We start from the raw sequence: 1,887 nt of genomic DNA, 5'->3' as shown, positions 1-1,887 counted from the left end.
CCAGATAGCCTCGGTCGTGCAGTTCGTCGGTCAGGCCCTTACCCGCGATGCGGCCGATGACGGGGGTGGTCGACGCGTCCTCCAGCACGCATTCACGCTGCTGGCCCTTGAGTGCCCGGCGCATGGTGTCCAGCGCCTCCTCGCGCTCGCCCATCGCGGTCAAGGTCCGCACCATGTCCGGCGCCAGCCGCCACCGGTTGACATCGACTCGCTCGGCCATCGCCATGGCTTCGAGCCGCTGCAGGCGCGCCCGCAGCAGGTTCTGGCGGTGCCGGTCCCCGGGCCGGCCAGTCAGGTCAACGGTATCGGCTACGGCTTGGCGCATCAAGGCCCGGTCCAGGCCGGTGAGTCGCTGCTGCTCGACTTCGCGCTGCAGGCTTTGCCGGATCTCGATCTCGGTGCGCGGCCCCAGCCATTGGGTAGCGATCTCGCTGGCTCGCATACGCATGCCCYGGGCGATGTAGTCCGGCGCGATGATGAGGTCTTCCTTGCCSGCGGTCCGGCCGTTCARSACGAYGTGGGTGTGCGGGTTGTCGGTGTCCCAGTGRTCGACSGCCACCCAGTCCAGCGGCGTTTCCARRTCCACCGCCATGCGCTGCATCAGTTGCCGYGTRAAACCACGCAGATCTTCCAGSTCGACCGCRTCCTCGGCCGAGACGATGAAGCGGAAYTGGTGGCGATCTCCSCTGCCCCGCTCCTCGAARGCCTTCAGGTCGGTGGCATCGGTCTCGGGACCATAAGCCTGCCCGCGCTGCCCGTCACGTGTCACCCCATCGCGCTCGATGTARCGCAGGTGSGTGGATACCGAGTTCRCGCCGGCTTTCCGGAGCACCACGAAGCGGSCCTTGATGACCACGCGYCGGSCATGCWCGCCYAGGCGATCGACTGCCATRCCSGCCGCGACTCGGCCTCGGCCTCGGCCAAAGGTCGACGCGGGYCGCCCTGCTCGTTTGCCGGACGCTTTGGCACCGGTCTTCGAAACTTCCCTGAGCACCCGGGACACGAAGCGCTCCGGGCGCGGTCCTGCGYGGGACTTYGGKGCCGCCGGYCGRACRCGAAAGCGCTCGCCATCCRGTTCCTTACGCGAAGCCAAGGCGGGCACTCCSGAGCAATGACGCGCAAGGGATCGGAAGTGGCACGTGCGCAAGGCCGCAGCGACGTAGCGTTGCGCATCGGCGCAGCACCGGCATCGACAGGTGCCGTGCCGCGCCCAACCCACGTGCAGACTGACTTTGCGGGTGGCGGCGTGCCGCCCCTTTTATCTGGCCCTCCGTCTCCGCCTTCCGCTTCCGCTCCCGGCTCCGACCTACCGCCAGCCGCGCACGTGGTGCGCAACGCTGCCCGGGGGGCAGCGGCGGTGCAGCAGGTGCTGCACGCTGGCGGCGGGCTCCCTGCACGACGGTGTGCAGCACGGACACACGTCCGGCTGCAGTTCGGCGGCACCCTTGGCAACAGGACGCTGCGAAGTTCATGGCGCACTCCATGTCCACAAAGGCCGCGCAACGCCGAGCACGGCCGACGCAGAGACAGGCCCGAAATACCGACTGTCGAACGACGCCGGGTTCGTGTCGCCGAGCAGGAACAACTCGCCCACCGCAAGGGGGCGGCATTGCGACCAGGCTTGCAGCTGGCGATGCGCGCCGTCATCCGTTCGCAGGCTCGCCACCACGGCGCCGTCAATGCGCACGAGCTGATCGCAAACACACACCGATTGCGGCGCAAGGGCGCCGATGCGCTTGAGGATCGGCACGCCGCTCGGCAGGTAGCCGCGCTGGGCCGCGAAGGCGGTCACGTCGGCCGGAAGCCGTGCCAGAACGATGCTTCCGACGTGCAGCGAGGCTGAGCTACCCAGGCGGCCGATGCGGTACCAACCGCGCGGCACGCTGT

General features: G+C 68.8%; 2 protein-coding genes. Both read right to left on the bottom strand.

Features of this window, described 5'->3' with window-relative positions; genetic code table 11:
• On the bottom strand, positions 1 to 601 hold a 601-nt coding region (locus tag AC1DOC_RS31830), incomplete at its 3' end, for a DUF3363 domain-containing protein (protein WP_478131354.1).
• A gap of 867 nt (positions 602 to 1,468) precedes the next feature.
• The coding region (locus AC1DOC_RS31825) for a S26 family signal peptidase (protein ID WP_478131353.1) at positions 1,469 to 1,887 on the bottom strand (419 nt) is incomplete at its 5' end.

Source organism: Variovorax sp. 01T439_2, assembly GCF_056398445.1.
The sequence above is the reverse complement of the archived record's forward strand: the minus strand, read 5'-3'. Positions and strand labels throughout refer to the sequence as shown.